Annotated in this window: 22 protein-coding genes; 10 read left to right on the top strand and 12 right to left on the bottom strand. The window is 65.2% G+C overall.

The window, feature by feature from the left end:
* Positions 1–16 precede the first annotated feature (16 nt).
* Genes hda through BG83_RS0100300 form a run of 8 tightly spaced genes read left to right on the top strand, consistent with a single transcriptional unit; the run spans position 17 to position 6,555 of the window.
* Complete coding sequence (gene hda / locus BG83_RS0100335) at positions 17–718, top strand: DnaA regulatory inactivator Hda (protein WP_004631704.1); 702 nt, start codon at positions 17–19, stop codon at positions 716–718.
* 51 nt (positions 719–769) lie between these two features.
* A complete protein-coding gene (locus tag BG83_RS0100330) occupies positions 770–1,444 on the top strand; it encodes an HAD family hydrolase (RefSeq protein WP_024974847.1) in 675 nt (224 codons plus the stop codon).
* 12 nt (positions 1,445–1,456) lie between these two features.
* Positions 1,457–3,019 (top strand): polynucleotide adenylyltransferase PcnB, encoded by a 1,563-nt coding sequence (gene pcnB, locus BG83_RS0100325; protein WP_024974846.1) that lies wholly within the window; start codon positions 1,457–1,459, stop codon positions 3,017–3,019.
* On the top strand, positions 3,016–3,531 hold the full coding sequence (gene folK, locus BG83_RS0100320; protein ID WP_024974845.1) for a 2-amino-4-hydroxy-6-hydroxymethyldihydropteridine diphosphokinase: 516 nt from the start codon (positions 3,016–3,018) through the stop codon (positions 3,529–3,531). The genes pcnB and folK overlap by 4 nt, the downstream gene beginning before the upstream one ends.
* 29 nt (positions 3,532–3,560) lie before the next feature.
* Positions 3,561–4,205: a deoxynucleoside kinase gene (locus tag BG83_RS0100315; protein WP_024974844.1), complete on the top strand. Its 645-nt coding sequence runs from the start codon at positions 3,561–3,563 to the stop codon at positions 4,203–4,205.
* Positions 4,206–4,261: 56 nt separating this feature from the next.
* The gene (gene panB / locus BG83_RS0100310; protein ID WP_024974843.1) at positions 4,262–5,080 is read left to right on the top strand and encodes a 3-methyl-2-oxobutanoate hydroxymethyltransferase; all 819 of its coding nucleotides are present in this window, start codon (positions 4,262–4,264) and stop codon (positions 5,078–5,080) included.
* Between the two features lie 11 nt (positions 5,081–5,091).
* Positions 5,092–5,805: an ABC transporter permease gene (locus BG83_RS0100305; protein ID WP_024974842.1), complete on the top strand. Its 714-nt coding sequence runs from the start codon at positions 5,092–5,094 to the stop codon at positions 5,803–5,805.
* Between the two features lie 51 nt (positions 5,806–5,856).
* Positions 5,857–6,555: an energy-coupling factor ABC transporter ATP-binding protein gene (locus tag BG83_RS0100300; protein WP_024974841.1), complete on the top strand. Its 699-nt coding sequence runs from the start codon at positions 5,857–5,859 to the stop codon at positions 6,553–6,555.
* Here the strand turns inward: BG83_RS0100300 and BG83_RS0100295 are convergent.
* From BG83_RS0100295 to dnaK, 3 genes are all read right to left on the bottom strand, one after another.
* Positions 6,499–8,388 carry a bifunctional chorismate-binding protein/class IV aminotransferase gene (locus tag BG83_RS0100295; RefSeq protein WP_024974840.1) on the bottom strand — a complete coding sequence of 630 codons (1,890 nt, stop codon included), beginning with the start codon at positions 8,386–8,388 and terminating at the stop codon, positions 6,499–6,501. The genes BG83_RS0100300 and BG83_RS0100295 overlap by 57 nt on opposite strands.
* 151 nt (positions 8,389–8,539) lie before the next feature.
* Positions 8,540–9,688, bottom strand: coding sequence for a molecular chaperone DnaJ (gene dnaJ / locus BG83_RS0100290; RefSeq protein ID WP_024974839.1), 1,149 nt, complete (start codon positions 9,686–9,688; stop codon positions 8,540–8,542).
* Between the two features lie 134 nt (positions 9,689–9,822).
* Complete coding sequence (gene dnaK / locus BG83_RS0100285) at positions 9,823–11,778, bottom strand: molecular chaperone DnaK (protein WP_024974838.1); 1,956 nt, start codon at positions 11,776–11,778, stop codon at positions 9,823–9,825.
* Positions 11,779–12,042: 264 nt separating this feature from the next.
* Here dnaK and BG83_RS0100280 point away from each other — a divergent pair, with 264 nt between their 5' ends.
* A complete protein-coding gene (locus BG83_RS0100280; RefSeq protein WP_024974837.1) occupies positions 12,043–13,338 on the top strand; it encodes a phospholipase A in 1,296 nt (431 codons plus the stop codon).
* A 12-nt stretch (positions 13,339–13,350) separates the two neighbouring features.
* Here BG83_RS0100280 and rnk read toward each other — a convergent pair whose 3' ends face one another.
* The 4 genes from rnk to grpE form a co-directional block, all read right to left on the bottom strand.
* Positions 13,351–13,758, bottom strand: a complete 408-nt coding sequence (rnk, locus tag BG83_RS0100275) for a nucleoside diphosphate kinase regulator (protein ID WP_024974836.1) — start codon at positions 13,756–13,758, stop codon at positions 13,351–13,353.
* Between the two features lie 176 nt (positions 13,759–13,934).
* A complete protein-coding gene (locus BG83_RS28460) occupies positions 13,935–14,075 on the bottom strand; it encodes a hypothetical protein (protein ID WP_235193141.1) in 141 nt (46 codons plus the stop codon).
* Positions 14,076–14,088: 13 nt separating this feature from the next.
* Positions 14,089–14,514, bottom strand: a complete 426-nt coding sequence (locus BG83_RS0100265) for a thioredoxin family protein (protein WP_024974835.1) — start codon at positions 14,512–14,514, stop codon at positions 14,089–14,091.
* A gap of 14 nt (positions 14,515–14,528) precedes the next feature.
* Positions 14,529–15,176 (bottom strand): nucleotide exchange factor GrpE, encoded by a 648-nt coding sequence (gene grpE, locus BG83_RS0100260; RefSeq protein WP_024974834.1) that lies wholly within the window; start codon positions 15,174–15,176, stop codon positions 14,529–14,531.
* A 263-nt stretch (positions 15,177–15,439) separates the two neighbouring features.
* Here grpE and BG83_RS0100255 point away from each other — a divergent pair, with 263 nt between their 5' ends.
* Entirely contained in the window at positions 15,440–15,634 is a 195-nt protein-coding gene (locus BG83_RS0100255) for a hypothetical protein (RefSeq protein ID WP_024974833.1), read from the top strand.
* Between the two features lie 21 nt (positions 15,635–15,655).
* Here BG83_RS0100255 and BG83_RS0100250 read toward each other — a convergent pair whose 3' ends face one another.
* Genes BG83_RS0100250 through hutH form a run of 5 tightly spaced genes read right to left on the bottom strand, consistent with a single transcriptional unit; the run spans position 15,656 to position 20,988 of the window.
* On the bottom strand, positions 15,656–16,054 hold the full coding sequence (locus BG83_RS0100250) for an RNA-binding S4 domain-containing protein (RefSeq protein WP_024974832.1): 399 nt from the start codon (positions 16,052–16,054) through the stop codon (positions 15,656–15,658).
* The gene (gene hemH / locus BG83_RS0100245; protein ID WP_024974831.1) at positions 16,051–17,166 is read right to left on the bottom strand and encodes a ferrochelatase; all 1,116 of its coding nucleotides are present in this window, start codon (positions 17,164–17,166) and stop codon (positions 16,051–16,053) included. The genes BG83_RS0100250 and hemH overlap by 4 nt, the downstream gene beginning before the upstream one ends.
* Positions 17,167–17,223: 57 nt before the next feature.
* Positions 17,224–18,459, bottom strand: coding sequence for an imidazolonepropionase (gene hutI / locus BG83_RS0100240; RefSeq protein WP_024974830.1), 1,236 nt, complete (start codon positions 18,457–18,459; stop codon positions 17,224–17,226).
* On the bottom strand, positions 18,452–19,429 hold the full coding sequence (hutG, locus tag BG83_RS0100235) for a formimidoylglutamase (RefSeq protein ID WP_024974829.1): 978 nt from the start codon (positions 19,427–19,429) through the stop codon (positions 18,452–18,454). The genes hutI and hutG overlap by 8 nt, the downstream gene beginning before the upstream one ends.
* Positions 19,430–19,431: 2 nt before the next feature.
* Positions 19,432–20,988 (bottom strand): histidine ammonia-lyase, encoded by a 1,557-nt coding sequence (hutH, locus tag BG83_RS0100230; protein ID WP_024974828.1) that lies wholly within the window; start codon positions 20,986–20,988, stop codon positions 19,432–19,434.
* Positions 20,989–20,993: the final 5 nt, after the last annotated feature.

The following is a 20,993-nucleotide window of genomic DNA, read 5'->3' as shown; positions in this document are numbered from 1 at the left end:
CTCCACTCCACGTTTCATGGCCACACCCGAACAGCTCCCGCTCGAACTCGGTGCGACACCCGCCCCGACCTTCGACAACTTCGTCGCCACCGGCAACGAAGAGGCGGTGCTGCGCCTGCGCGCCTTGATTCCACAGGTGGTGGACGGTACCGCCACAGATCGCCTGGTCTACCTCTGGGGCGAAGAAGGCAGCGGCCGCAGCCATCTGCTGCAGGCCATCTGCGCCCAGACCGAGGCTGGCGGTTACGAAGTCCGCACGCTGGAACCCGACGCCCCGCCCGAAGCCTTCGAATTCGACCCGACAATCACCGTCTGGACCATCGACGACGCCGAACGGCTGGACGAATGGGCGCAGATTGCCGTGTTCAACCTCGTCAATGAAGTGCGCGCGCATCCGCATGCCGCCATCGCCATCTCCGGGGCCGCCGCGCCGATGGCGATGCCGCTGCGTGAAGACCTGCGCACCCGCCTCGGCTGGGGCCTGGTCTACTGGCTGCGCCCACTGTCCGACGCCGACAAAGTGGAAGCCCTGCGCCAAGCCGCCCGCGAACGCGGCATGCAGCTCTCGGCCGACGTGCCGCAGTGGCTCGTGACGCACTCCTACCGCGACATGCCGAGCCTGATGGCCCTGCTGGACGCCCTCGACACCTATTCGCTGGCCCGCAAGCGCGCCGTCACCCTGCCGCTCGTGCGCGACATGCTCGCGCTGATGAAGTGAATCCGGGGGCTCGCGGGCCAGTGATGTAACGTTCGGGTAAAATCGCGCCCCATGAATCTGGCCCTCTTCGACCTCGATCACACCCTCATCCCCACCGACAGCGACCACGAGTGGGGACGTTTCCTCATCCGCCGCGGCGTGGTGGATGAAGCCGAATACCAGCGCAAGAACGATCAGTTCTATGCCGACTACAAAGCCGGCACGCTGGATATCCACGCGTTTCTGCGCTTTGCCCTGGCGCCGCTGGCCGCCCACCCGCGCGACACGCTCGCCCAGTGGCACGCCGAGTTCATGCACGACGTGATCCGTCCGAAGATCACGCCGCAGGCGCAAGCGCTGGTCTACAAGCACCTCGACGCCGGCGACCTGTGCTGTGTGGTGACCGCCACCAACAGCTTCGTCACCCGCCCGATTGCCGAGGCCTTCGGCATCGATCACCTCATCGCCACCGAACCGGCCACCGCCGACGGCAGCCCGGACAGCGCCTTCACCGGCGACGTGGCGGGCACACCGAGCTTTCGCGAGGGCAAGGTCGCGCGCGTGCACGAGTGGCTGGCCAACATGGGCCGCGGCTGGAGCGATTTCGAGCACAGCACCTTCTACAGCGATTCGGCCAACGACGTGCCGCTGTTGGAGGAAGTGACCGACCCCGTCGCCACCAACCCGGACGATACGCTGCGCAATCTGGCAGCCGCGCGCAACTGGCGCATCATGGATCTCTTCTAAGCAAGGCGCGGCGTGATCAAGAAACTCATCAATCGCCTGCTGGGCAAGACCTCCGCAGAGCCCCACGCCCCGGCAGAACCGGGAGCACCCGCCGCAAGGAAGGCCCGCACGCCCAAGGCACCCAAGACGGCCAAGGCGCGCACCAAGTCCGCCGGCGGCGTACCGCGTCAGGCGCGCGTGTGGAGCGTGGACGAGCACGGCATCGATCCGAAGCTGCTCTCGCGCAACGCGGTCAAGGTCACGTCCACGCTGCAGGAAGGCGGCTATAGCGCCTTCATCGTCGGCGGCGCCGTGCGCGACTTGCTGCTGGGCATCAAGCCGAAGGATTTCGATGTGGCGACCAACGCCACGCCCGAGCAGGTACAGGCGCTGTTCCGCCGTTCGCGCATCATCGGACGCCGTTTCCAGATCGTGCACGTCACGTTCTATGGCGGACGCGATCAGGAAATCATCGAAGTCTCGACCTTCCGCGCGCTTGTCGACGCGGTCGACGCCGAGCAGGTGCCTGCCGGCAAGCGCGTCAAGCGCACCGAGCTGGACCACCACACGCATGCGATCGACGCCAGCGGCCGTGTGCTGCGCGACAACGTCTGGGGCACCCAGGCCGAAGACGCCACCCGCCGCGACTTCACCGTCAACGCGATGTACTACGACCCCGCCGACGAAACCGTGCATGACTACCATCACGGCATGGAAGACATGCGCGCACGCACGCTGCGCATGATCGGCGATCCGCACACCCGCTACCGCGAAGATCCGGTACGCATGCTGCGCGTGGTGCGCTTCGCGGCCAAGACGGGCTTCGACATCGACGCCGACACGCGCGCGCCGATCGCGGAGCTGGGCCCGCTGATCCACAACGTGCCGGCCGCCCGCCTGTTCGACGAGATGTTGAAGCTGCTGATGTCGGGCCACGCCTGGGCCTCGCTGCAGGAGCTGCGCAAGGCGGGCCTGCACAGCGGCCTGCTGCCGCTGCTGGACGTCGCGCTGGAGCAGCCGATGGGCCAGCGCTTCGTGCAGCTTGCCCTCGACAACACCGACGATCGCGTCAAGGTCGGCAAGCCGGTTTCGCCGGGCTTCCTGTTTGCCTCGCTGCTGTGGCATCACGTGGTCGAGCACTGGAACCGCCGCCGCGCTGCCGGCGAGCCGCTGATCCCCGCGCTGCACACCGCCATGGATGAAGTGCTCGACCGCCAGACCGAGCAGCTCGCCATCCAGCGCCGCTTCACCTCCGATATGAAGGAAATCTGGAGCATGCAACCGCGCTTTGAAAAGCGCTCGGGCCGCATGCCGTATCGGCTGCTGGAGTCGCCGCGCTTCCGTGCCGGCTACGACTTCCTTGCGCTGCGCTGTGCCTCGGGCGAATTGCCGCAAGAACTCGCCGACTGGTGGACCGACTTCCAGAACGGTGACGGCGAAGCCCGCGAAGCCCTCATGGCACAAGCCAAGCACGCCCCGAGCCCCTCCGCAAATACCGGTTCGGCCAGCCCGGGCAAGCGGCGTCGCCGCCGACGTGGTCCGGCAAAATCGGATACAGTCGGTGACGTCAATCCGGGAAGTTCGGAGGAAACGTGAAGACAGTGGCGTACATCGGCATCGGCGCCAACCTGGGCGACGCACGCCAGGCAGTGAAAGACGCCGTGGTCTGCCTCGCACAGCAGGTCGGCATCACCGTCACCGGCAAATCGAGCCTGTATCGCAGCGCGCCCGTGGAATCCAGCGGCGATGACTACATCAACGCCGTGGTGCGCATCGATACGCATTTCACTGCTGACCAACTGCTCCGCATCTGTCACCACATCGAAGACCAGTTTGGCCGCGAGCGCCCGTTTCACAATGCGCCGCGCACACTCGATCTGGACTTGCTGCTCTACGGCGACCACGTGCTCACCTCACCCGAGCTGACGGTGCCCCACCCGCGCGTGGGCCAACGCGCCTTTACCCTGCTGCCGCTGCATGAACTGGCGCCCGATCTCGTGATTCCGGGCATTGGCGCCGTGGCTGCACTGCTGCCCGGCGTGTCCGACCAGCGCATCGAAAAGACCACGATGTGCCAGTGCATGCGCGCCAAGCAGCCCGCCGCCTGATCACCCGAACCACGGACAAGCACCCGCCGATGGCACTGGATCACCTGCGCCGCATCGTTGTCGAAGGGCCCATTGGCGTAGGCAAGACCGCGCTGGCCCAGCGTCTGGCCGACCATCTGCGTGCGTCGACGCTGTTCGAAACGCCCGCCGAAAACGCCTTCATCGCCCGCTTCTACGAAGACCCCGCGCGCTATGCGCTGCCGGTGCAGCTGCGCTTCCTGCTGCAGCGTGCCGAGCGCCTGAAGGCATGGCATAAGGCGACGCTCGCCGGTGAGCGCATCGTCGCCGACAGCTTCCTGCCACGCGACCGCCTGTTCGCCCACCTCACGCTACCGGCCGACGAACTCGCGCTGTACGACGCGATGGCCAATGCGCTGGCCCTGCCGCAACAGCGCATCGACCTCGTGATCTGCCTGCAAGCGCGCGCAGAAGACCTGCTGCCACGCGTCGCCCGTCGCGCCGTTCCTTACGAAACGGGCATCGATGCCGAGTACCTCGGACGCATCTGCGCCGCATACGGCGAGCTGTTTCTGTATTACGATGCCGCACCGACGATGATCGTCGACACCGCTGCCTTCGACCCCGCAGGCAACGACGACGATTTCCGTACCTTGCTCGCCCGCATCGACGCGATGCGCGGGCCCAAGGAATTCATCAAGCTGGCAACGCGCTAGTCGACGCACCGCATGGTCTGCGTGGGCGCTCGCGATGCCCCAATGAGTCTCAGCCCATGAGCTATCTCCAGGAATCGAACCGCAAGGCCGTCACGGTGACTTCGTTGCAGGCCATGCGGGCCGCCGGCGAGCGCATCGCCATGTTGACGGCCTACGACTCCAGCTTCGCCGCCCTGATGGATCGCAACGGCACCGACGTGCTGCTCGTCGGCGATTCGCTCGGCAACGTGATGCAGGGTCAGAAGACCACGCTGCCGGTCACGCTCGATCACATCGTCTATCACACCGAATGCGTGTCGCGCGGCATCGACAAAGCGCTGCTCGTGTCGGACCTGCCGTTTGGCACGTATGGCACGCCCGAACAGGCCTTCCACAGCGCGGTGCGCGTGATGCAGGCGGGCGCGCAGATGGTCAAGCTCGAGGGCGGCGTGTGGCTGGCGCCTACGATCAAGTTCCTCGTGGAACGCAGCATTCCGGTGTGCGCGCACATCGGCCTGACGCCGCAATCCGTGCATGCGTTTGGCGGCTTCAAAGTGCAGGGTCGCGGCGATGAAGCGGCCGCGCAACTGAAGGCCGACGCACTGGCCGTGCAGGATGCCGGCGCGCAGCTCGTCGTCATGGAAGCCATCCCGGCCGAGCTGGCCAGCGAAGTCACGCGCCTGCTGGCCATTCCCACCATCGGCATCGGCGCCGGGTTGGAGTGCTCGGGCCAGGTACTCGTGATGCACGACATGCTGGGCGTGTTCCCGGGGCATCGCCCCAAGTTCGTACGCAACTTCATGGACGGGCAGACCACCATCGATGGCGCCGTCGCCGCCTATGTGGCAGCCGTCAAGGACGGCTCGTTCCCCGGCCCGGAACACACTTTCGCCTGAGCGGCACCCGCATGGAAATCTGGTCGGCCACCGTCGACGCCTTCGCCCTGCTTGCCAGCGGTGACGCGGCGTTGTGGCTGATCGTCTGGGTATCGCTGAAGGTGGCGATTGCGGGGCTGCTGCTGGCGGCGCCCCCGGGTTTACTCATCGCCTACCTCATCGCCATGCACAGGTTTATGGGGCGCCGTGCGCTGGTGGTGCTGGCGCAGGCATCGCTGTCGTTTCCGACAGTGCTGATCGGGCTGCTGCTGTATCTGCTGCTTTCGCGGCAGGGGCCGCTGGGCAGCTTCGGACTGCTGTTCACACAGTGTGGGATGATCCTCGGGCAAGCGGTGCTTGGCCTGCCGGTGATCGTCGCGTTTGCACTGACGACGCTTGAACGCGCTGATCCGCGTCTCGCCGAGACAGCGCGTGTGCTTGGCGCCGGACGCGTCCGGTTACTGCTGACCGTCTTTCGTGAATTGCGCTTCGGCTTAATGGCGGCCGTGGTGGCCGGCTTTGGGCGCGTGATCGCCGAAGTGGGCTCGGCGCTGATGGTCGGCGGCAACATCGAAGGCGTCACGCGCACCATGACCACGGCGATTGCGCTGGAAACAAGCAAGGGCGAATTCGCGCAGGGCATCGCGCTGGGCATCGTGCTGATCGTGCTGGCACTGCTCGTCAACCTTGGGTTGGCGTGGCTGCAGGGCGCCGGCAACTATGGCGGGGGCCGGCATGCGCAGTAAGCGCAGACACCACCCAGACCGGACGATCAAGACGGATCGGGAGGCGGCCGCATGAACACAACGTCGCAACCCGCGATGGTGTTTGAAGGCTTGCGCTGCCAGCACGGCGCGCGCGTGCTGTTCGAGATTCCGCGCCTGGCGCTGTCGGCTGGGCACGCGATTGTCATCACGGGCGCAAACGGCGTCGGCAAGACAACGCTGCTGCGCATGCTGGCCGGGCTTGCACCCGCCAACGGCGCGACCGTCGATATGGGGCAAGGGCGGCAGGCGCTGTCGCCCTACCCGGCCGAGCTGCGCGCGCGGCTGACCTACGTGCACCAGCACCCCTATCTGTTCCGCACGTCGGTACGCGCGAATCTTGCCTATGGGCTGACCACAGGCGCACACCGCGTGGCGCACGCGGAGCTGGCCGAGCGTGTCGAAGATGCGCTCCGCTGGGCGGGCCTGCAGCACGTGGTCGATGTGCCGCCCGAGCGCCTGTCCGGCGGCGAAACACAGCGCCTCGCATTGGCGCGGGCTCGCGCGCTGCACACCGATGTGCTGCTGCTCGACGAACCGACTTCGAACCTGGACGGCGCCGCGCGCGAGCAAGTCATTGCACTGGTGGGAGAACTGGCAGCGGAAGGCCGCTCGCTGCTGATGGTCTGCCACGACCGCGAACTGATCAACCTGCCCGGCGTGGCCCGCTGGAAGTTAGAGCACGTCGACGGTCAGGGGCGGCTCGAAATGCGCGGGCACCACGCCGCGTAGGGCGTTACATACGGCGACGGCCTCGGCGCGGGCAACATCGGCGCGCGTGAGCGAACGTTCCTGCAGCGGCCCATCAAGCCACGGTGAAGCGTCTTTCAACAGCACGGCACGCATCACGCCCGGCAAGACGCCCGCGGACAGCGGCGGCGTCCACCACGCACCATCGAGCTTGACCAGCAACGTGCTGCGCCCGCCTTCGGCCAACGTGCCATCGGCGTTGAAGAACACGGTATCGAATGCACCTGCGCGTTCGGCCTCTTGCCAGGCAGCGTCGTAGCCGGCCCGCAACGTGGTCTTGTGCGTCGGCAGACTGTGCGTGACCTCGCGCGGTTGCGCGGCAACAAGCAGACGTACAGGCGCATCCCAGCTCGCATGCAGCGGCGACAGGGGCACCGCCGATACGTTCGCCGCACCGTCCGGCGTCAGCAACAGGCGCATGCGATAAGCACCATCGCCTTCCAGCGATGCGCACATGCGCGCCACGTCAGCCGCCACTGCCGTTCGATCGAACGGAAAACCGAAGGCGGCCGCAGAGCGCTCCAGGCGCGCCAGATGCCGATCCAGGAGCGCCACACCATCGCGCGTCGCGCGCATCGTCTCAAACAACGACAGCCCTGGATCGAGCGCCGTCACGAAACGCGCCTTCAGTTGGCACTCCGCGTACTCTTCATCGGCGATGCTGTCATGCACGATGCCGGAGCCGATGCCGAGTTCGCCACGACGCAGGCCGTCGGTGCCGGGCGCACCGAGCACCAGCGTGCGGATCGCCACCGAGAAGCATGCGTCGCCCATCGCGCGATCATCGGCAGGCGCATCGATCCAGCCGATGGCACCGGTGTACAGGCCACGCGGCTCGGGCTCCAGCATATCGATGATCTCCATCGTCCGCCGCTTGGGCGCCCCAGTGATGGAGCCGCACGGAAACAGCGCTCGCAGGCAATCAGCAAGGCCGGTGGTGGGCGGGATCTCTGCCTTCACGGTCGACGTCATCTGGAGCACGCTGCCGAACGGCGTCACCTCGAACAGCGCCGGCACATGCACGGAACCGGCACGCGCGAGGCGGCCCAGATCATTGCGCAACAGGTCGACGATCATCAGGTTCTCGGCGCGGTTCTTCTCGTCGGCGGCCAGCGCAGTGGCACGGGCTTCGTCGATTTCGACATTGCCTGTGGCGGGCGCAGTACCTTTCATCGGCCGCGCGACAAGCTGGCCCGCGTGATGCGAAAAGAACAGCTCCGGCGAGCACGACAGAATCGCACCGCCCTCCGGCAGCGCGATGAATGCGCCGTAGGGCACGGGCTGGCGCGCGCGCAGGCGCCGATACAGCGCCGCCGGTGCGCCAAACGCAGTCATGCGCAGGCGGTACGTGTAGTTGACTTCGTAGGTATCGCCCGCCGCAATCCAGTCGTGGATGCGCGTGATGGCGTCGGTGTAGGTGGCGTGATCGACGCTGGCCGCACAGTCGAACAGGCCCGCTGCGCCCGTTGCATCGGGCCACGCGTCGAACAACGTATCGACTTCTGCCGGCGACAGCACCTGCATCGCGCGAAACAGCAGCACGCGCAGGCGGCCGTCGTGGCCAGGCAATGAGGAAGAGGTTTCGGTGGAAGCCGGCAGGCCGACCAACGGCCCACCAAACTCATACGGCGCAACGATCAGGGCATGCAAACCCTGGCGCCAGGCAGCGCGAAGATCGTCGTCCAGCCCATCCAGCATGCCGACCGGCCGGAAGAACTCGCCAGCATAACCGGTGTACCAGCGCGAGCACGGCGCGCCACCCGAGGTGGCATCGTCCAGCAGCGCAAACGGCGCGCCGACTTCCGGCAACTGCATGACGATGTCCTCGGTTATCAATAATCTGCCGCTTTCGGAAGCTCTGAAAAGCGTAGCGAGCGCCCCGAGGTTGGTCCGAGAAGCGCAGCCGTACATGGGTACGGCGAGCATCGCAGGATCAAGATCGGGGCGCGCAGTAGCTTTGCAGAGTTTACGAGGAGAAGAAGTTCTTCACCTTGTCTAGCCACGACTGCTCTTGCGGGCTGTGCCGCGAGCCGCCTTCGTGCACGGACTTGTCGAACTGCTTGAGCAGATCCTTCTGGTGCTCCGTCAGCTTGACGGGTGTCTCGATGTTGATATGCACGTAAAGATCGCCTGCATAGCCCGAACGCACGCCCTTGATGCCCTTGCCGCGCAGGCGGAACGTCTTGCCGGCCTGCGTACCTTCCGGCACCGTGAACGAAGCGCGACCGCCCAGCGTCGGCACTTCGATGTCGCCGCCAATGGCTGCCGTTGCAAACGAGATCGGCATCTGGCAATGCAGATCATCGCCGTCGCGCTCGAACACTGCGTGCTGCTTGATGTGGATTTCCACATACAGGTCGCCCGGGGGGCCGCCGTTGATCCCCGGCTCGCCGTTGCCCGAGGAACGGATGCGCATGCCTTCGTCGATGCCGGCCGGAATCTTCACTTCCAGCGTCTTCTGGCTCTTCAACTTGCCCTGGCCGTGGCACTTGGTACACGGCTTGGGGATGTACTTGCCGCTGCCGTGGCACTTCGGGCAAGTCTGCTGCATCGTGAAGAAACCCTGCGACACACGCACCTGACCGGCGCCGTGGCACGTTGGGCACGTCTCCACGCTGGAACCTGGCTCGGCGCCCTTGCCGTGACAGTGGTCGCACTCGTCCCAGTGCGGCACGCGAATCTGCGTGTCGTAGCCATGCGCAGCCTGCTCCAGCGTGATCTCCATGCTGTAGCGCAGATCAGCGCCGCGATACATCTGCGGGCCACTACCGCGGCGGCCGCCCTGGCCCTGGGCCTGGCCGAAAATATCGCCAAAGATGTCGCCAAAGGCCTCGGCAAAGCCGCCGCCAAAACCTGCGCCGCCTGCGCCAAAGCCGCCGGCCATGTTCGGGTCGACACCCGCATGGCCGTACTGGTCGTAGGCAGCCTTCTTCTCGGCATCGGAGAGCATCTCGTAGGCCTCTTTGGCCTCCTTGAACTTGTCTTCCGCTTCCTTGCTGTCCGGATTGCGGTCCGGGTGGTACTTCATCGCGAGCTTGCGATACGCCTTCTTGATCTCGTCGTCGCTCGCGTTCTTACCCACCCCGAGCACTTCGTAGTAATCACGTTTTGCCATGGTGGCTTCAGTCGTCGCCTGTTTTTACTGCGTGTCGAATAGCAAAAAAGCCGAGCGTGACATCAGGTGCGTCCCGCACAACCCGATGATCACTGCCCGGCGTACCCTCACGTCCGCCTGGCGGACGATGTGGCTTACTTCTTGTCGTTCACTTCCTTGAACTCGGCGTCGACGACGTTATCGTCGTGCGGTGCGCCTTGTCCGGCTTGCGCGCCTGCCTGGGCACCGGCAGCGGCTTGTTCCGCACCGCCGGCTTCGCCCTTGGCTTGCATGTCGGCGTAGACCTTCTCGCCGAGCTTCTGCGAGGCGGTTGCCAGCGCTTCGGTCTTGGCGTCGATCGCGGCCTTGTCGGTCCCCTTCAGGGTCTCTTCAAGTTCCTTGATCGCGGCTTCGATCTTGTCCTTCTCGCCAGCTTCCAGCTTGTCGCCGTACTCGCCCAGTGCCTTCTTGGTCGAGTGCACCAGCGCTTCACCCTGATTTCGGGAGTCGACCAGTTCGCGCAGCTTCTTGTCTTCCTCGGCGTTGGCCTCGGCGTCCTTCACCATGCGCTCGATCTCGGCTTCCGACAGGCCGGAGCTTGCCTTGATCGTGATCTTGTTTTCCTTGCCGGTCGCCTTGTCCTTGGCGCCCACGTGCAGAATGCCGTTGGCGTCGATGTCGAACGACACTTCAATCTGGGGCGTGCCGCGCGGTGCCGGCGGAATGCCTTCCAGGTTGAATTCGCCCAGCATCTTGTTGCCGGAAGCCATCTCGCGCTCGCCCTGGTAGACCTTGATCGTCACGGCCGGCTGATTGTCGTCGGCGGTCGAGAAAGTCTGCGAGAACTTGGTCGGGATGGTCGTGTTCTTGCCGATCATCTTGGTCATCACGCCACCCAGCGTTTCGATGCCCAGCGACAGCGGCGTCACGTCCAGCAGCAGCACATCGGTACGGTCACCGCCCAGCACCTGACCCTGGATGGCGGCGCCCACAGCAACGGCCTCGTCCGGGTTCACGTCCTTGCGGGCTTCCTTGCCGAAGAACTCCTTCACCTTCTCCTGCACCTTCGGCATACGCGTCATGCCGCCGACCAGGATCACGTCGTGGATGTCCGACACCTTCACGCCGGCATCCTTGATAGCGGTGCGGCACGGATCGATCGTGCGGGCGATCAGGTCTTCGACCAGCGCTTCCAGCTTGGCGCGCGTGATCTTCAGGTTCAAGTGCTTCGGGCCCGAGGCATCGGCCGTGATGTACGGCAGGTTGATTTCGGTCTGTTGCGTGCTCGACAGTTCGATCTTGGCCTTTTCAGCGGCTTCCTTCAGGCGTTGCAGCGCAAGCACGTCCTTCGACAGGTCAACGCCCTGCTCCTTCTTGAACTCGCCGATGATGTAATCGATGATGCGCTGGTCGAAGTCTTCGCCGCCCAGGAACGTATCGCCGTTGGTCGACAGCACTTCGAATTGCTTCTCGCCGTCCACGTCGGCAATCTCGATGATCGAGATGTCGAACGTACCGCCGCCCAGGTCATACACCGCGATCTTGCGGTCGCCCTTCTCGTTCTTGTCCAGGCCGAATGCCAGCGCAGCCGCGGTCGGCTCGTTGATGATGCGCTTGACGTCCAGACCGGCAATGCGGCCGGCGTCCTTGGTGGCTTGGCGCTGCGAATCGTTGAAGTAGGCCGGCACCGTGATCACGGCTTCGGTCACTTCCTCGCCCAGGTAATCCTCGGCGGTTTTCTTCATCTTGCGCAGGGTTTCAGCCGAAATTTGCGGCGGTGCCAGCTTCTGGCCGCGCACTTCCACCCAGGCGTCGCCGTTGTCGGCCTTGGTGATGGTGTACGGCATCAGGCCGATGTCCTTCTGGACTTCCTTCTCTTCAAACTTGCGGCCGATCAGGCGCTTGACAGCGTACAGCGTGTTCTTCGGGTTGGTCACCGCCTGGCGCTTGGCCGGGGCACCGACCAGGATCTCGCCGTCTTCCATGTAAGCGATGATCGACGGGGTGGTGCGAGCGCCTTCTGCGTTCTCGATCACCTTGGGGGTGTTGCCCTCCATGATGGAGACGCAGCTGTTGGTGGTACCAAGGTCGATACCGATGATTTTGCCCATGTTCTTGCTCCTCGAATCTGGTGTCAGGACTGCACTGAATACAAACTTGGATCGGATGTGGGAGTGCCGTCCGGCTTTTCAAGGCCGAATTTTGAAAAGTTGAGCATTTTGGCCGGTTTTTCTTGGGAAAGCACCCGAAAACGTGCGCTCCCAGGCAAAAACGCGTGTTTTGAACGCCCAGAGCCGCAAACCGGGCACAAAAGGCGTGGGTGGTACCCTTGCGCGCATTGCCACTCGCCGGACGCCAACCCGGCTTTTGCGCCCATGCCTTTGCACCCTCTCCGAGCCATTCTTGGCGCTGCCCTGCTTGCCGCATGCGCCGTGCCCTCCGCCGATGCCGCCGTTGCCCTGCTCCAGCCCTCCCGCCGCGTCAACGCCAACCAGCCCTTCACCCTGACCCTCGTCATTTCGGGCGATGCCGCTCAGCGCAGCTATGCCGTCCCGGCCAAGCTGCGCGTAACGGCCAGCGCTGATCTGCAGGGTCCGGTAGAAGTGATTCTTGATCGACACAATGCCGGCGCCGAAACCCTTCACCTGCGTCCGGGCCAGGTCCGCACCGTCACCTACACCGGCACGCTGCCCGAGGTGCTGCGCGGTACGGTTCGGATCGATGTGCCGGATCTGGATGCGGCGCCGGTTCTGGTGACACTCGTGCGCGGTGCAGACGCCCCGCAGATTGCCGCCGATGGCGCCCCCACTGGCGCCGCCCGCAACGCCGCCGCCGAAGCGACCCGCCCCGGGGGGGCACTGGGCACCAACCCGAGTGCGCCCCCTGCCAATGCAGCCGCTACCTCACCCATTCCCGTGGCAGTGGCTGGCAGTGGCGAGGCATCCCGCCCGCCCGAAGACACCGCGCGCCTGACTTTCCACGAACCCATGTTCGCCGCAGTGGGCGCGCACGGGGGCCTGAACGCCAAGTTCCAATTGAGCTTCAAATTTCGGATTTTTCAGCCAGAGAACCCGGCATCGGCAGCACTGCTGGATAACGTGTACTTCGGTTATACGCAGTTCTCGCTGTGGGATGTGGGCAAGGAATCGGCGCCGTTCCGCGATACGAACTACCGGCCCAGCGTGTTCTATTACCGGCCCGATACGGGCATCCATGGCGGCGCCCTCACGCGGCTATCGTTCGCAGGCGGCATCGAGCACGAATCGAATGGCCGCGACGGCGACGCCTCACGCGCCATCAACACCGTGTTCGTACGCCCGACGTTCCACTTCGGTGATCTGAACGACTACCACTGGAAGTTCGAGCCGAAGCTCTACGCGTACCTCACGCGCACCGGCAACACCGATATCGCGCACTACCGTGGTTTTGGGGATTTCCGCGTGTCCTACGGCGCGCCCAACGGCTGGGAGTTGGCCGCCACGCTGCGCAAAGGCACCCGCAAGGCCTACGGCAGCGTCGACGCGCAATTGACGTATCCGATGAGCCGGATCTTCACCGGCACGGCCGGCTACCTGTTCATCCAGTATTTCACCGGCTACGGCGAGAGCCTGCTCGACTACAACCACAAGCTGGGCTCGCAGTTGCGTGTCGGGTACAGCCTCTCGCGATAGGACGCGGCCGGCTTACAGGGTGTGCTGGCCGCTGGCCTCGGGCTGGAACGCCACGCGATCGATGCGCAAGGAACGCTCGGCACCATTGGGCGCCGAGTATTTGATCGACTTGCCCGCACGCGCACCCAGCAGCGCTGTGCCCATCGGCGAGAGCACCGACAGCTTGGCCGACGTCACGTTGGCGTCTTCCGGGTAGACGAGCGTCCACTCTTGCTCTGCGCCGGCGTCATCAACCACGCAGACGACGGAGTTCATGGTCACCACATCGGCGGGAATCTTGTTGCCGGGCACCACGTTGGCACGGGTAATCAGGTCATCGACCAGATCGGCCAGCGGCGAGTTGTTGCCCGCGCGGGTGGCGGCATTTTCCAGACGGGTGAGGTCCAGCTCAGTCAGGTAGATGGTGGCTGCTTTGGACATGACGATCTCCTACAGGTCAATGTTCAACACTAGGCAAAGCCGCTGCCGATAGCCTCCCGGGCCAATGCAACGCAGCGGCAAGAAAACCAGCGGGCGCACGGGCCGGCCGGCGGTGATACGAAACTGAAACTTCGGTGGGAGTGAAGAGAGCCCGGCGGCAACGTGCCGCAAGGGCACTAGAACAACCGCCGGGCGGCGGCAAGGGCCGCGGTCATCGCCTGGGCGGCGCGCGGCGAGGTGCGCGCCACACGCTTGCGGCGCACGGCACGGACGGACGAAACGATAAGGAAGGCCGCAGCCATCGGCATCGACGTCATGATGGTCGCTGCCTCAGATAAGCGGCTTGCCCGCCAGCTTGTTGCGCGCATTGGCAACGGCGGCGGCAAACTGCGCGTGGCCATGCCAACCGGTCGCCCGGCCAAGCTTCTTGCCACGATGGAAGAACATGAACACGGGAATACCGTGCAGGCCAAAGCGCTGGCCCAGCTCCGGGTGCGCGTAGACGTTGGCATGCAGCCAGTTCAGCCCAAGCTCGCGCACAGCGGCCGGTTGCGCGAGCATGGCTTTCTTGGCCATCTCGCAGTTGAAGCAATCCACGCCCCAGAAGAATACGCACACGAGCGCATCACCCGCCGCCACAATGGCCGCGTCGAAGGTCCCGGTATTCACTTCGCGCATGCCAAACGCCGCGAACGCGGTCTTATCGACCGGGATCGCGCCGTTGGCGTCTTGCGAAGTGGTTGCGTTCTGGAGGATCACGGGCGGCTGGCTTATTTGGGCGCGGCCACCGTCACGAGGGCAGGGCGCAGCACGCGGTCGGCCAGCGTGTAGCCGCGCTGAAGCACCGTCACCACGGTATTGGCTTCCTGATCGGCCGGCACCATCGAGATGGCTTGATGACGATGCGGATCGAACTTTTCACCCACGGGGTTCAGCTCGGTCACACGCCCCTTTTCGAACGCGGCGTAAAGCTGCTTGAGCGTAAGTTCAACGCCCTCACGCAGCTTGGTGGCATCCCCCGACGTGTCGGCCAAAGCGGCCTGAAGGCTGTCCATCACCGGCAGCAGGTATTCCGCAAAACCTTCGATGGCGAACTTGTGGGCCTTCGCCACATCGTCCTGACCGCGGCGGCGGATGTTCTCGCCTTCGGCCGTGGCGCGCGCCCAGTTTTCATAATTCTGGCGCGCCTTTTCTTCAGCGGCTTCCAGTTGACGGCGCAGTTCAGCGATGTCCATGTCGGCCACGGCTTCTGCCACGGCGGCTTCGTCACCGGCGACAGCCTGAGCGTCGGCGCTTGCGCGCTGAGCCTGGCTCGAATAAGCGTGGGCCGCCTGGCCCGTCGCCGACTGGTTCGGCTGGGTGGCTTGGGTGTCCGCTGGCATGTCCGAGTTCGAGGGGGTGTCCGGAGTGTGTTTCATAGCGCTGGATAAAAGGGAATCGACGCACGGCATGTGCCTGAAGACGATCCGCTGGATTTTTACAAACGATTTGTCCCCGTTATGGGGCATTTGGCGCGCTTTTCAAGGGCGCCGGATGCGCGGCAACTGTGCGCCGTGCATCACGAAATATGGGGTTACAACTTTCATCAGACTGCAACGGCACAGCAATTGCGAGGCCCTTATGGGCCGCCTATGATGCAAGAAAAAACTGGGGGGCGCGAGCTTCTTTGAGGGTTCGTACCATGCACAACAAGCTGCCCGTTCTGACCGTGCTCCTGCTGTTGACCCTGACCGCAGCCACAACGTTCATTTGCCTGTCTGGCGCCGTCACACCGCGTTATACGGAGTACGGTAGCGGCAAGGCATTCTTCAAGCACTACATCATCAAGCCTGCGCAAATGCAGCAGATGTCGCGCGGCTTGAGCGTATCAAGTTAGCACACACTCGCGCGGCATGCGTCATTCTCCGCCGAGTTTGTCGATGCGTCGCCGGTCTCGCTTGGTCGGCCGGCCAGCAATTTGTGTGGCGGGTTCTCGATACAGCCGGCGTTTGTCGGCGTTCTCTTCGCGTTTTAAGCGACTGGTGTCCGTCTCGGCATAGAGCGTTTGTGCAACGGAAGCTGGGCCGCGTACTTCGGCCAGCGCCAGCACCTCTACTTCCCACTGTTGTTCATGCGCGTGCACTCGCACGCGGTCGCCAATTTTGACATCCTTGGCGGGGCGAACCGGCTGGTCGTTGATCTGCACGCGCCCCCTTTCCACCGCATCCGTCGCCTGCGACCGTGTCTTAAAGAAGCGCGCCGCCCAGAGCCATTTGTCGATGCGCACGCGATCGGCCGCGTCGGTGCTCACCTTCATGCGGCGGCCCCCTTGCTCTGCGCACGTGTGCGGCTGGCTTCCAGCACATGCGGATGCGTGAGCGTGAGCGGCCAGCCCTGGAGGTGCGCCAGCGCGATGTCCGCAATGCCGGCGATCCACGCTTCGCTGTCGTTCAGGCACGGGATGTAATGGAATTCCTTGCCGCCGGCGACACGGAAGGTCGACTGCCCCTCCATGGCGATTTCTTCCAGCGTCTCCAGGCAATCGGCCGGGAAGCCTGGGCAGAACACGTCGACGCGGTTGGTGCCAACGCGGCCAAGCTCTTCCAGAGTGGGCGCGGTGTACGGCTGTAGCCATTCGGCGCGGCCAAAGCGTGACTGGAACGTGACCAGGTACTGCCCCGGCTGCAGGCCGAGCGCTTCGCCCAGCAAGCGGCCTGTCTTCAGGCATTCGCAGTGGTAGGGGTCCCCCAACTCCAGCGTACGCCGCGGCACGCCATGGAACGACAGCACCAGTTTGTCGCCATGCGCAAAATCGGGCGCGCCATGTTGTGCCCAATACGCCCCCACCTGCTGGTGCAGCGCATTGATGTAAGCGGGGTCATCGTGAAAATGCTTGACCAGTCGCAACTCTGGCTGATTGCGCATTTCGCCCAGGACTCGGAAGACCTCGTCGAAGGCCGTGGCAGTGGTCGTGCCGGAATACTGCGGATACATCGGGAACACGAGGATGCGCTCGACGCCCTGCTTGCGCAGCGCCTGCATGACCGACGAGATCGACGGATTGCCGTAACGCATCGCGCAGGCGACCACCACATCGTGGCCCTGGGCGTTCAGCAGCTGCTGCAGCGCGTGCGCCTGCCGCTCGCTATAGACCAGCAGCGGCGAGCCCGTCTTGTTGGCCTCGCGCAGCCAGATGCTCTCGTACTTGTGCGCCGACGCCCGCGAACGCAACGGCACGATCAGCACGTTGAGGATGAACCACCACGCAGCGCGCGGAATCTCCACCACGCGTGGGTCGGACAGGAACTGACGCAGATAGCGGCCCACCTCGCGCGGCGACGTGCCGTCGGGCGTGCCGAGGTTGACGAGCAGGATCGCCGTGCGATCGGGCTGACCGTGCTGGAACAGGGGTTCGGGCAAGAAAGGCATGGGCGCGGGTTCGCGATAGACCCGGCCGATTATACGAGCCGAGTCATCGGGTGTGCCTTACGCCACCACCACGCCATCCTTGACCACACTGGTACATGGGTTGAGCCCCATCGCATAGGCCAGATCGGCAGGCCGGTCGATGCGCCAGAGCGCGAAATCTGCCGCGCAGCCCGGGGCAAGCACACCACACGTGCCGGACAGACCCAGCGCAGCGGCAGCGTGACGCGTGGCGCCGGTCAGTGCTTCCAGTGGCGTCAGACGGAACAGCGTGCACGCCATGTTCATCGCCAGCAGCAGCGACGACAGCGGCGACGTGCCGGGGTTGCAGTCGGTCGACACGGCCATCGGTACACCGGCGGCACGCAGCGCGGCCATCGGCGGCAGGCGCGTTTCGCGCAGGCAGTAAAACGCGCCGGGCAGCAGCACGGCCACCGTGCCGGCCCGTGCCATGGCTGCGATGCCGGCCTCGGTCAGACATTCGAGGTGATCCGCAGAAAGGCCGCCGTAGCGCGCGACCAATGCCGCGCCGCCCTGATCGGAGAGCTGCTCGGCGTGCAGCTTGACCGGCAGACCCAGCCGCTGCGCGGCATCGAACATGCGTGCCGTTTGTGCAGGCGTGAAGCCGATGGTTTCGCAAAAGGCGTCAACGGCATCGACCAGACCCTCTGCAGCGAGAGCGGGCAGCACATCGGCGCAGAGGTGGTCGATGTAGTCATCCGCACGGCCAGCAAATTCCGGCGGCACGGCGTGCGCGCCGAGGAACGTCGTGCGCACGCGCACCGGCAACGACTGGCCGAAGCGGCGGGCAACACGCAGCATGCGGCGCTCGGTTTCCAGATTCAAGCCATAGCCGGATTTGATTTCGACGGTGGTAACGCCTTCGGCGCGCAGTGCGTTCAGGCGTGGCAGGCTCGCTTCTGCAAGCGCCGCCTCACTGGCCGCACGCGTGGCGCGGACGGTGGAGAGGATGCCCCCGCCCGCCCGCGCGATCTCTTCGTACGGCACGCCGTTCAGGCGCGCTTCAAATTCATTGCTGCGGTTGCCAGCATAGACCAGATGCGTGTGGCAATCGATCAAGCCGGGCGTGAGCCACGCGCCGCCGCCGTCGTGCTCGCGCATGGCGCGGGCATTGGCGGGCAGATCGGCGCGGTAGCCCAGCCACGCAATGCGGCCGTCCTTGACGGCGATGGCACCGTCGCGGATCTCGCCGTAGCCGTCAGCGTCGGCCGTGAGCGTGGCGAGGTGGACGTTGGTCCAGAGCGCATCCCAGTGCGGGTTGGCCGGATCAGCCATGAGCAGTTCCTTGCAGGCCAATGCCGTCTGCCACCCGCGCAACCAGGCGGGCAGCGACACGTGCCGTGTGATTGTCAATGTCGAGCGACGGGTTCAGCTCCGCCACATCCGCCAGCCTTAGCTTCCCCGAGCTGACGACGCGATCGACGATGGGCTCGATCACGTCCATCCCCACGCCGCGCGCGGATGGCGCGCTCACGCCGGGGGCAACAGCGGCCGGCAGCACGTCCAGGCACATCGTCAGATAGACATGGTCGACCTGGCTCAAGAACACCTCGACCACCTTCAGCACGTGGGCGAGCTGCATGACGTCCATCTCATCGTCGTGCATCCAGCGCACGCCGAGCTGCCGCGCACGCGCGAACAGCGCTTCGGTGTTGGCGTAGGTGCTCACGCCCAGGCAGGCGTAGTGGAACGGCCAGCCGCGCCGCGCGCAGTCTTCGGCGATCTGGCGGAACGGCGTGCCCGAGCTGCCGCGCTCGCCCGCACGCAAATCGAAATGTGCATCCAGATTGAGGATGCCGATGCGCGGAGGCTGATCGGATTTCGCTGCCAGATGCCGCGCCAAGCCGCCAAACGATGCCCATGCAATCTCATGCCCGCCGCCGAGCGCGATCGGGAACGCACCGCGGTCGAGCAGATCATGCAGCACACCGGACAACACACTCTGCGCATCTTCCAGCGCATCGCCCTGGCAGGTCACGTCGCCCGCATCGACGACAACCCGCCCGGCACGCGCGGGCAAGTTCGCGAGCATCTTGCGGATGGCTGCGGGGCCCGCCTGTGCACCGGTTCGCCCGTGGTTGCGCGCGACACCCGCGTCGCAGGCGAAGCCCGCCAGGGCGACGGTATTGGCCAGTGGCGTGGATGCATCGATGCGGCGCACGGTCTGGTGCCAACGCAAGCCTAGCGGGCCCTCCTCCGCGTCGACGCGGCCCTGCCAGACGTTCGATTCAGCTTGGGCGAGCATGATCAACCGAGCGAAAGTTCGCTGATATGCGTGCGGCACGAATCGCCCAGATCGCCGTCGAGCACGAGGCGGCGGGCGCCTTCGATGTCGGGGGCGAACAGGCGATCTTCACCGTAGTACGCCACACGCGCGCGGATGCAGCCATGCGCCTTCTGCAGCGTGTCGGACGTCGCCAGCGGCTTGTGGAAGTCGATGCCCTGCGCTGCCGCCAGCGCTTCGATGCCGACGATGGTGGCCGTGTTCTCTGCCATGTCCTGCAGACGGCGGCCGGCAAAGGTCGCCATGCTGACGTGGTCTTCCTGGTTGGCGGAGGTCGGCAGGCTGTCAACGCTGGCCGGGTGGGCGAACGTCTTGTTTTCCGATGCCAGCGCGGCCGCAGTGACGTGCGCGATCATGAAGCCCGAGTTCAGGCCCGGCTGCTCGACCAGGAACGGCGGCAGGCCCGACAGCGTGGAGTCGATCAGCAACGCGATGCGGCGCTCGGACAACGCGCCAATCTCGGCAATCGCCAGCGCGAGCATGTCGGCAGCAAACGCCACCGGCTCGGCATGGAAATTACCGCCCGAAATCACTTCACCGGCGTCAGCGTAGACCAGCGGGTTGTCGGTCACCGCATTGGCTTCGGTGAGTAGGGTGGCGCCGGCCTGACGGATCAGGTCGAAACACGCGCCCATGACTTGCGGCTGGCAGCGCAGGCTGTACGGATCTTGCACGCGCTTATCGCCCACGAGGTGCGACTGGCGGATGGCGCTGCCGGCCAGCAGGTTGCGGTACACCGCGGCGGTGGCAATTTGCCCAGGCTGGCCACGCACGGCGTGCACGCGCGGGTCGAACGGCGCATCGCTGCCCTTGGCGGCATCCACCGACAAGGCACCAGACACGGTGGCCGCCTGGAGCAGACGCTCGGCCAGGAACAGGCCGTTGAGCGCCAGCGCGGTCGACACCTGCGTGCCGTTGATGAGCGCCAGGCCTTCCTTGGCGGCCAGCGCAATCGGCTCGATCCCGGCCGCAGCCAGTGCCGCCCGTGCCGGCGTGCGCACACCATTCACCCGCACGTCGCCCTCGCCCAGCAGCGCCAGCGTCATGTGCGCCAGCGGTGCCAGATCGCCCGACGCGCCCACCGAACCCTTGGACGGGATGCACGGCACGATGCCTGCGTTCAGCAGCGCCAGCAGGGTGTCGATCACGACCCGGCGCACGCCCGAATATCCACGTGCGAGGCTGGCCGCTTTCATCAGCAACACGAGGCGCGCCACGCTGTCGCTCAGGTCTGCGCCGGTGCCGACTGCATGCGACAGAATCAGGTTGCGTTGCAGGCGCTCCAACTCGTGCGTAGCGATCTGCGTTTTGGCCAGCAGGCCGAACCCGGTGTTGATGCCATAGGCAGGCGCGCCCTTGGCGACAATCGCCTGCACGGTGGCAGCGGATGCTTCGATCGCGGCCGCACAGTCGCCGGACAGGGCGACAGGCGTGGGGGCGAGCCATACACGGCGCAGATCTGCAAAGGACATTTCGCCCGGTTGCAGTGTGAGGATGGGGGGCGTGGTCATGGTGTTCATAGCAA

Source organism: Ralstonia pickettii (genome assembly GCF_000607165.1).
In the GTDB taxonomy this organism is placed as follows: domain Bacteria; phylum Pseudomonadota; class Gammaproteobacteria; order Burkholderiales; family Burkholderiaceae; genus Ralstonia; species Ralstonia holmesii.
The sequence above is the reverse complement of the archived record's forward strand: the minus strand, read 5'-3'. Positions and strand labels throughout refer to the sequence as shown.